Source organism: Candidatus Thermoplasmatota archaeon, assembly GCA_034660695.1.
Classification (GTDB): Archaea; Thermoplasmatota; E2; order UBA202; family DSCA01; genus JAYEJS01.
Genome location: JAYEJS010000069.1, coordinates 1 through 9,003, shown reverse-complemented (window position 1 = coordinate 9,003; position 9,003 = coordinate 1). Strand labels below are relative to the sequence as shown.

Annotated in this window: 12 protein-coding genes; 7 read left to right on the top strand and 5 right to left on the bottom strand. The window is 39.6% G+C overall.

Features of this window, described 5'->3' with window-relative positions; translation table 11 throughout:
• Positions 1-280 precede the first annotated feature (280 nt).
• The gene (locus U9O96_03300; protein MEA2054133.1) at positions 281-1,477 is read left to right on the top strand and encodes a PD-(D/E)XK nuclease family protein; all 1,197 of its coding nucleotides are present in this window, start codon (positions 281-283) and stop codon (positions 1,475-1,477) included.
• Positions 1,478-1,542: 65 nt separating this feature from the next.
• On the top strand, positions 1,543-2,031 hold the full coding sequence (locus U9O96_03295; protein ID MEA2054132.1) for an asparaginase domain-containing protein: 489 nt from the start codon (positions 1,543-1,545) through the stop codon (positions 2,029-2,031).
• 13 nt (positions 2,032-2,044) lie between these two features.
• Here the strand turns inward: U9O96_03295 and U9O96_03290 are convergent, their stop codons facing one another.
• Together U9O96_03290 and U9O96_03285 are read right to left on the bottom strand one after the other, a co-directional pair.
• Complete coding sequence (locus tag U9O96_03290) at positions 2,045-3,409, bottom strand: FAD-dependent oxidoreductase (GenBank protein ID MEA2054131.1); 1,365 nt, start codon at positions 3,407-3,409, stop codon at positions 2,045-2,047.
• Positions 3,410-3,413: 4 nt separating this feature from the next.
• Entirely contained in the window at positions 3,414-4,424 is a 1,011-nt protein-coding gene (locus tag U9O96_03285; protein MEA2054130.1) for a UbiA family prenyltransferase, read from the bottom strand.
• A 100-nt stretch (positions 4,425-4,524) separates the two neighbouring features.
• On the opposite strand from U9O96_03285, the gene U9O96_03280 reads away from it, so the two are divergent.
• Positions 4,525-4,731 (top strand): hypothetical protein, encoded by a 207-nt coding sequence (locus tag U9O96_03280; protein MEA2054129.1) that lies wholly within the window; start codon positions 4,525-4,527, stop codon positions 4,729-4,731.
• 26 nt (positions 4,732-4,757) lie between these two features.
• Here the strand turns inward: U9O96_03280 and U9O96_03275 are convergent, their stop codons facing one another.
• The 3 genes from U9O96_03275 to U9O96_03265 form a co-directional block, all read right to left on the bottom strand.
• On the bottom strand, positions 4,758-5,321 hold the full coding sequence (locus tag U9O96_03275; protein ID MEA2054128.1) for a uracil-DNA glycosylase: 564 nt from the start codon (positions 5,319-5,321) through the stop codon (positions 4,758-4,760).
• Positions 5,322-5,325: 4 nt separating this feature from the next.
• Entirely contained in the window at positions 5,326-5,700 is a 375-nt protein-coding gene (locus U9O96_03270) for a ribonuclease P protein component 4 (protein MEA2054127.1), read from the bottom strand.
• Between the two features lie 84 nt (positions 5,701-5,784).
• Entirely contained in the window at positions 5,785-7,113 is a 1,329-nt protein-coding gene (locus U9O96_03265; GenBank protein ID MEA2054126.1) for a nodulation protein NfeD, read from the bottom strand.
• A 36-nt stretch (positions 7,114-7,149) separates the two neighbouring features.
• Between U9O96_03265 and U9O96_03260 the strand changes: the two genes are divergently transcribed.
• Genes U9O96_03260 through U9O96_03245 form a run of 4 tightly spaced genes read left to right on the top strand, consistent with a single transcriptional unit; the run spans position 7,150 to position 8,889 of the window.
• The gene (locus U9O96_03260; GenBank protein ID MEA2054125.1) at positions 7,150-7,341 is read left to right on the top strand and encodes a hypothetical protein; all 192 of its coding nucleotides are present in this window, start codon (positions 7,150-7,152) and stop codon (positions 7,339-7,341) included.
• Positions 7,338-7,565 carry a hypothetical protein gene (locus tag U9O96_03255; GenBank protein ID MEA2054124.1) on the top strand — a complete coding sequence of 76 codons (228 nt, stop codon included), beginning with the start codon at positions 7,338-7,340 and terminating at the stop codon, positions 7,563-7,565. The genes U9O96_03260 and U9O96_03255 overlap by 4 nt, the downstream gene beginning before the upstream one ends.
• 16 nt (positions 7,566-7,581) lie before the next feature.
• On the top strand, positions 7,582-8,076 hold the full coding sequence (locus U9O96_03250; GenBank protein ID MEA2054123.1) for an isoprenylcysteine carboxylmethyltransferase family protein: 495 nt from the start codon (positions 7,582-7,584) through the stop codon (positions 8,074-8,076).
• Positions 8,077-8,112: 36 nt separating this feature from the next.
• Complete coding sequence (locus U9O96_03245; GenBank protein ID MEA2054122.1) at positions 8,113-8,889, top strand: isoprenylcysteine carboxylmethyltransferase family protein; 777 nt, start codon at positions 8,113-8,115, stop codon at positions 8,887-8,889.
• Positions 8,890-9,003: the final 114 nt, after the last annotated feature.

The following is a 9,003-nucleotide window of genomic DNA, read 5'->3' as shown; positions in this document are numbered from 1 at the left end:
AGGTAAATAAAAAAGTGGGAAGGCGTATTCAAAATTTTGTTGAATCCTGCAGATCATTTCTCAAATCATTTTTCCGGTCTGCTTATGGCTTTTTTCATTTTTTGACTACTTTTTCAAAGCATTCGGATATCGCTCATGCAATGCTTTAATATATTCCATAGTTTTACTAGCCTCATATATAGTAATATAAAACCATTAATATTGCTTACGTTGAACAAAGTCGTTCTCTGCGAACAATGAGTAAGGAAAACTTCTTTATCTCCGATTTCTATAATGTAATATGGCACGAGTATATTCCCACTCCCGTATTTCAACTTTTGAGTCATGCCCATTGAAATTCAAGTACAGGTATGTAGAGAAAATTATCTCGCCAAGGGGCAATATCGAAGCATTTATGGGGGGCAGGGTTCACGAAGCATTAGAAAAATTGTACAGGGACAAAATGTTTCGAAAGATTTGTGAACTCGATGATTTGATCACATTTTATAACCAGAGATGGGAAAAGGAAATAGATGAAAATATTTTTGTGGTTAAAGAAGAATATTCTCCAGATAATTACAGAAAGATGGGGGAAAAATATATCTGCGATTATTATAACACGTACAAACCTTTCAACGATGGGAAAACAATTGCATTGGAGAAAATGGTTTTGCTGCCGATAGATGATACCGGCTATACAGTCAGGGGCATAATAGACAGGCTGTCAGAAAAAGATGGCGTATACGAAATACATGATTACAAGACATCTTTAAATCTGCCGACAGAGGAAGAAGTGAAAAAGGACAGACAGCTTGCATTGTATGCACTTGCGTTAAAAAACATGTATGATGATGCCAACGATATTGAACTGATATGGCATTATGTTGCTTTCAATAAAGAATTGAGAATAAAAAAAGATGATGAAACACTGCAAAAAGTTAAGGAAGACACGCTCAACAAAATAATTGGAATTGAGAAGGCTATAGAGGAAGACAATTTTTATCCAAAAGAATCTGCTCTTTGCCCGTATTGCGAGTACCAGCATTTGTGCCCTCTCTTTAAGCATAAATATGCTATCGAAAATCTTCCGCCTGAAGAAGCGAGATGGGAGGACGGGCATTCACTGGTGAATAGATATTGGGAAATTGAAAGCAAAGTAAAAGAACTGGAGAGAATGAAGGAAGAATTGAAAGAAAGAATAGTGCAATATGCTTTGAAAAACGAAACGCAATATGTGTATGGAAGTGAAAAAATAGCAAATGTAAAAATTTATGAGAATCCGTGGTTCCCCGACATAAAAGATCCAAAAAGAAAGGAACTGGAAGAGCTGTTAAAGAAGGAAGGAATATATGAAGACTACATGAAGCTCGATACGATCGCTCTCTCAAATGCGTATAAAAAAGGGATGGCAGAGCAACTCTCCCAAAAACTTAAGGAATATGTCAGAATGAAAAAAGTATCGAGAATATATTTGAGGAGCATCGAGAGAGAAGAATGAAAATAGCTAAGGCTAAATGTTCACAACACAAAACATTTATTATTGCCAACCTATAACCGAGAATCATGTGTATCAAAATCTTTGTTACGGGTGGGACTTTCGATAAAGAGTACAATGAACTTACAGGAAAACTCTTCTTCAAGGATACTCATCTGCCTGAGATGCTAAAATTGGGCCGCTGCAAATTAAAAATTGATATCGAGACTTTAATGATGGTCGATAGTTTATATATGACCGATGCTGATAGAAAAATCATACTTGAAAACTGTAAAAAAGCAAAAGAAGATAGAATACTGGTCGCCCATGGCACCGATACAATGGTAGAAACCGCTAAAGTTCTTGCCAATTCCATAAAAGATAAAACAATCGTTTTAACAGGCGCAATGATACCATACAAATTTGGCAGTTCCGATGGATTGTTCAATTTAGGAAGTTCTTTGGCATTTACCCAAACTTTGCCCCATGGAGTTTATATCTCCATGAACGGCAGATATTTCCGCTGGGACAACGTTAGAAAAAACAAAAAGGCAGGTGAGTTTGAAGAAATAAGGTAGACATTTGCATGACTTACTTTTTTCCCAACTCTTTCATCAACAAATTTGCTGAATCGGCAGCACAGTTTATACCAACGCCTTTTGCCTTTATTGAATCACCCACCACAAAAAAATTTTTTATTGGCGTGCCGGCAGGAGATTTTTCGTTGTCTATTGTTTTGGCCACGCCGTCCAGATGCCATATTGCCGGGTAAATACACCACTCCATTTTTTTTCGGAAATCGGGAACGAGTTTTTCCAGATACTTATCCAGAGTGTTCCTTAACGTTTCGATTTTTTTCTTATTCTTTGCCTCATCAGGTGTGCAAATCACGTATGATTGGATTAGATACTTGCCATGCGGAGCCGTATTTGCTTCAGGACTTGCCATCTTGAAATCTATCATACCGACCGCATCATTGCCTTCTATACCTGCATCTCTCTCTATGAACATGAATGCTTTGCCTATTAATTTTTCATTTAATCCGTTGAGAGCATAATATGCGCACAAACTTCCTGTCCCTTCCAAATTTTTTATTTTGCTTACCCATTTCTTGGGAAATGTTTTTTCGTCTGCAATTGAAAAGGTATCCTGAACAGGTAGACTTGAGATAACAATATCATAATCTTTTTCCTTTCCTGCTGAAATTCCTTTTGCTGTTCCATCCTCAATGATTATTCTGTCCACTTTCCTGTGCATTAAGTTCCCCCCTTTTTTTTCGACCCAGCCGGCAAAATTTTTCGCGATACTGCTCAGCCCTCCGACGGGATAGGAAACAGGACTGGAGCCCATGAGTTCACGCTGTGCCCAGAAAGTTTCCCCGGTTGATATCCTGCTTAAATCATTAACCGTTGTGATAAGCCTCGAGAACAGTTCGAGAGTGAGTTTCATTTTACCCTTCCCGTATCTTTTTATTGTCTCTTCCATGGAAACACTTTCGAGGGCTGCAATGGTCTCTTTTCTTGAGAAAAGGAGCTGTAATATTCGTGGCAGCATTTTGATTTTGTCTCCCATTGAAAGGTAGGGATATTCTATTTTTTTTCCTATAAACCCGAGGCGAGAACCTATAATATCCTGCTTTATCCCAAGAGAAGATAAAATTTTTATCGGCGATGCGTTTTCTCCCCCTCCAATCAAATGGAAGCCGAGATCCATTTTGTAACCATTGATTAACCCATCAAAAATTTCTTCCAAGGATGGTTCGGCGAAAGGAACATACATATCAAAACGTTTGAGTAAATTTTTGTATTCCCCATATGAAATTTTTTCGTCTATTGTCAGTCCCCTTCCCCCAATCATTTTTTCCTTTTCGTACACGTCGACGGCATAACCTTCTTTGAGAAGCAAAGAAGCGGATGCAAGTCCTCCGATACCCGCACCTATTATACATGCCTTCATTTTTTCACATCTCCGGCTGGAAGATTTTTGTGCCCGCAAGGGGGGTGAATGCTGTATACCACACTACGGGAAGGATGGCAAGGGTTGCCCCGCCAGCTATGCCAATCAGACTGATGAGCATTACTGGAACCACGGAATACCTTAGAAAAGTTGCACCTGCTATCAATTTTCTTATCTTTTTTCTATCAAATTTTTTGAGGGCGACAAGTTTCATTTCAATGTAAAGAATGCCTGCGAGCATTACGGCCAGGAGAGCTATTTGCCATGGATAATAATCCATACCATAAAAGAATGGAACGAAAACCAGAACTGCGGAGAATGAGCGTATGCCCACGCCTAACAATTTAAAGACTGAAGGAATGCGAATTCTCCCCCCCCGAACCTCTACCCCTGATAAAAGGGCAATATTTCTCACCCCCATGATATAATCGTGATCAGCATCTTTTATCCCACCCTCAATTGCATTCATATGTAACGTCTGATTAAAAGTTAGCATGAAAATAATCCATGTCAGGATGCCCAGATTGTTATCTACAACTGCCAGCGCTCCATACAAAAAAACAAGTGATATAGAAATTGCAACAAAAAAGTCAGAGCCGGGGATTTTTTTTCCATAGAGATCATAAATGCTTCCGAGAACACCGGCAAGTACAAGAGAAACTATTGCTGCAAACTTGTAATCGTCTAAATTTTTTTCATGCCATAGAATAAAAGAAAAAAAGAAGATAAACATCATTGCAATAAGGCAGACTGCAACAGCATTTTTTCTTGATATGGTGCCTTTCACAAGGGGTTTGTCCCTCAACTCCTTGATAAGCCCGTCCAGCTCAACATCAGCATAATCGTTCAAAGCAAATCCATAAATCGCTGAAAGAGCACCGACGATAAAAAGCACAACAAGAATATGCATGTCATATACGCCCGCAGAAATCGCTCCAAAGACCGGCGGTACGGCAAGCCCTCCCAGCCCCGGCAGCCGCAAAAATTTAACATAATCGGCGATTTTACCCCGCATACGAAATTGTAAAAGATAAGCATATTTTAGCCTTTCTAAAAGCAAGTTCTCAAAATTTTTATAAAAATTTACATAGTAATTGGTGCTAATAACTCTAAAAATGATGAGTGCAAGAATGTTTGCGAGAAGCATCATCGCCCTTGCAAAAGTATGTGCTGATAACCCCGAAAATGTAGACATGAGGCTGCTTGATAAATTGAGGGAGTTTGGCTACATAGATAATGAAGGGCATCTGACAGAGTATGGTAGAAAATTAGCAAGATATCTGATATCCCATAAAGAATATTTTTATGAATTCCAGATGTAAAAATTTTTAACTCGGGCTATATACGCTTAGTCCAATAGTTTTTTAATAACTCCCATATCCCTCAAAAAATACTCCTTTAGAGCGGGATTGTATATCGTCGCAGCGGGATGATACATGGGGATTATTTTTATCATTGCCACAGGCGAGCTGTAAACCCTGCCGTGCACCCTCGATATCGGCTCGCTGTCAAACCCGTATGAGGAGAGAATATATGTGGTTGCAAATTTGCCTAACGTGCAAAATATCTTTGGCTTTATGATAGATATCTGCCCGTCAAGATAAGGAATACATGCCTTAATTTCTTCTTCTCTCGGATCTCTGTTGCCCGGCGGCCTGCATTTGACCACATTTGTTATGTATATATCCTCTCTTTTCAGCCCTATGCCTGTCAATGCAAAATCGAGAAAATTTCCCGCCTTTCCGACAAATGGTTTGCCAGTTTCATCTTCGCTTTTTCCAGGAGCTTCTCCAATGAATATTATATTTGCGTCTTCTCTTCCCTCTCCTGGTACTGCATTTTTTCGTGTGAGGGAAAGAGGGCAGTTTTTACAGTTTTTTATTTTATTTTCCAGTTCCCATAATCCGGCCATCAAATTACCTCGTAAAAGGCGTTCTTATTATATTGCCACAGTTATGACATGATACAACAATCCTTTTTTTCTTTAGCCTGACACTACAGTTTTTGCCCGGCAATAGATAAGAATTACATTTTTTGCAAAACCGCTTTTTATATGCCTTCGGTATTCTCACCAGATATTTCATTCCTATTTTTCTCGCAATCTCCACGTATCTGCCGGCGAGATCCATCTTCCCGTCCATGGCCATCTTTTCCGCCATTTCAAAAAGATGATATATTCTTTTCCTAGCTATTAATTTCCTCCTTATTTTGTATGGCTTCATCATGCTCTCCTTGACTAAAAGCGAGCAATGAATCAGCTTTCCATTTTTATTTTTTGGGTATATTCCCATTTGTCGGTAGATAGGAATATCCACGTTTCTTTTTTCGACATATTCCTCCCCAGGAATGAAGTAACATGGCAGTAGTAATACTTATTATTTACGCTTTTTTACTTTCAAAACCATCCTTTTTTTACCCACGACGATAACTTCTTCTCCCTCTCTTATTTCACCTGCCCCCTCCACAGCCTCCGCCTTCCATATTTTTCCCCTCACTTTTATCTGCCCCTTGGGAGCGATATCGGTTATCGCGACACCCTCCATTCCTATGAATTCCTCATTTCCGAGTCTGGGTTTTCTCATCCTCGCCTTCAGGGATGCGGTAAGGGCATATGCAAAAAACGCTCCGACGGCCACGGCAGCAAGTATGCTTGCTATACGGAACGAAATAAACCAGTCTTCGGGCATCTCGTATATTGAATTACTTGCAGGTATTAAAACAATACCGAATATGAATGCAGCAATTGCAGCAGCTGTCCAGAACCCAAAAGTGGGAGTATGCACCTCTATTATGATAAATATAAATCCAAGAACGATTAGAATGATGCCGGCAGCATTGACTCCTATGTACGAAAGCCCGTATAAAGAAAGCACGAGAAATATTGCCCCAAGAGTTTCCGGGAGATGAAATCCTGGCGTGAGAAATCCGAATATCAACCCAAGTATGCCGATTGTCAGCAGAAGCGATGCTATTTGTGGATCCGTAAGATAATTTAGTAATTTATCCCTGAAATTCCAGCCTATGTTCACAATCTTTGCTCCTTTAACATGAAACGTTAAGTTCTCAACACCATTCAACGAGCCCCTTATCTTCATTCCATCCGCTTTTTCAATCAGGTCATCTATGCTGCCCGCAACTATCTCCACCGTATTGTTCTCAACGGCCCCGGACGGGCCGAGCGCAAGATTCTCAGTAACAAATCGCTTTGCAACAGTAGAATTCCGCCCGTGTCTCTCGGCAATGCTACTGATGTAAGTAGCGTACGCATTTATTTCCTTCCGGGGGGCTTCTTCTGCCATCCCCGTTGCGGGGTTTATGATGCGGGGCTGGCACGCCCCGATGGCAGTGGAAGGAGCCATGGCCGCGAGATGGGATGAAAGCAATATGAATGTCCCAGCAGAGAATGAGTAAGCACCTTCAGGGGCGATATATACTATTACAGGAATTTTTGCCCCTTCTATTTCCTTTATTATTTCCTTCATGGGATTGGAAAGCCCTCCGGGCGTGTCGAGCATTACTATAAGGGCTGCACCGCCCTCTTTCTCTGCAATGTCTATCGCTTTTTCGAATTGATTTTCCGTGCCCTCGGCAATCATACCGTCTATTCTTGCAATGAAAACCTTTTTTTCTGTGCCATTGCCATTAGAGAGCGGAATAAATGATATGAGAAGGATTATGAGCAGGAGACATATGATTCGCTTCACATGTTTATATCGAGATTGTTATATAAGTATGTGTTTATGACCCCATATAACTCCTTAATTTTGCAAGCTTACAATTTGGCAATAAAATGCTATGTTGTTGGTTCTAAGAAATACCTTGGGTGGCACAAAAATTCAAAAACCACAGAAATATATACTCACGTTATGATTAGGGATTTAAGTAAGATTAAAAGTCCATTGGATACTATTAGAAAAGGAGGAGAAAAATGATCGAAAGTTTTGTTCGTCCAGAGTCGTGGATAACCGAAGTACTTCGGATTAATTCCCATATCGGAGGGATAAACGAACTCGAGTTCGGTTATTCACAGTTAGACGAAATGCTCACTTCGCGGTGTAAGAAGTCGCTTAAGCTCAAAAAGGCAAAGAAACTCCAGCATGAGTGGTGGAGGGGCTACCCGAAATTTTCGGCGGGCGAAATAAGGTTAGTTGAATAAAAAGGAGGAAATGTCTATGAAACCAAAATTAGTGATCTGGGTTTTGCTAAGAAACCTGCTGATTTTCATTATGCTTGTTGGTTTCTTTTATCTACCATTAATTAACCAACCTAGAATACCAGACATAGTCATTTTTCCTATTGCAGGAATGGTCTTTTTTCTGTCTGGAATAACTCTCATCATTGCCTCTTCGCATAAATTAATTAGAAAAGCAAAATTTTATGGTAATAGAATCCAGATAGATCCAACTCCAGAAAAACTTGTTACAACTGGACTATACAAGGTTGTAAGGCATCCGCTCTATGTTGGATGCATTATTGCTCTTTTTGGTTGGTGTTTATTTTGGAAGGCTCTTTACTGTCTTTATTTCTTAATTCCAATTTTTATCATCGGCTTAATGATTAAAGCTTTCCAGGAGGAAAGAGATTTAGAAAAAGTATTTGGAGATGAATACAAGGAATACAAGAGGAAGGTAGGAATGCTTTTCCCGAAAATAAAAAGGAAGAAATAAAGAGTAAAATTGACTACAGAATGAAATGGGATAACAATGACTCAGAAAAAAGGCTATGAATTATTAAAAGAAAAGATTCCCGAGTTTAGAAGCCCCTGGAAGAGCACAGCCATATTCGCCGTTGGGTTTCTGCTTTTCTTAGTGTGTACCGTCTTTTTCATTTGGTTTGATGGTTTGGTGTGGTATGAAGCCTTACTCAGTCAGCTTATTATTGCATTAGTGTGTTCCGCCTTTGCCTATGGTCGCATGAAAAATGCTAAGAGATATCGAGAGAAGTATGGAGAGTTAGCATATCGGTACTATTTCTTTCATTTCTTCATGCCGATGTCTGCAACTTTTCTTGCATGTATGTTTCACCCTCTTTTAGTTGGTGGTCTGGCTTTACTCCCCCTCTGGCTTGCCATAATGATTGGCGCCTTTTTAGTTTCAATTCGTCTTCTTGTTGGATTGCATATGCGTCTTTCTGGATTTGATGTCGGTGGGTGTAATCTGGAGATCTACACGGTCTTTCCAGAAGAGGGAACGTTGGTCTCCTCAGAGATATATTCCTACATTCGACATCCTGGCTGTTTAGGCTTCCTTTGTGTTGTTCTAGGTTTTGCTTTCTTCAGAAATAATCTATCAGCTCTCCTTACAGCTCTGATTTTCTTAATCCCAGTTCTTATCACGACTCGACTGGAAGATAATGAATTGACAGAAAGATTTGGAGAGGAACACAAGAAATATATCAAAAATACTGGAGCACTGTTCCCGCATAGGAATATAGGGAAGTTTTTAAAGCTTTTGTTTTTCCTAGAAAGGGGAATGCTTTGAAAAAGTAGTCAAAAAATGAAAAAAGCCATAAGCAGACCGGAAAAATGATTTGAGAAATGATCTGCAGGATTCAACAAAATTTTGAATACGCCTTCCCACTTTTTTATTTACCTT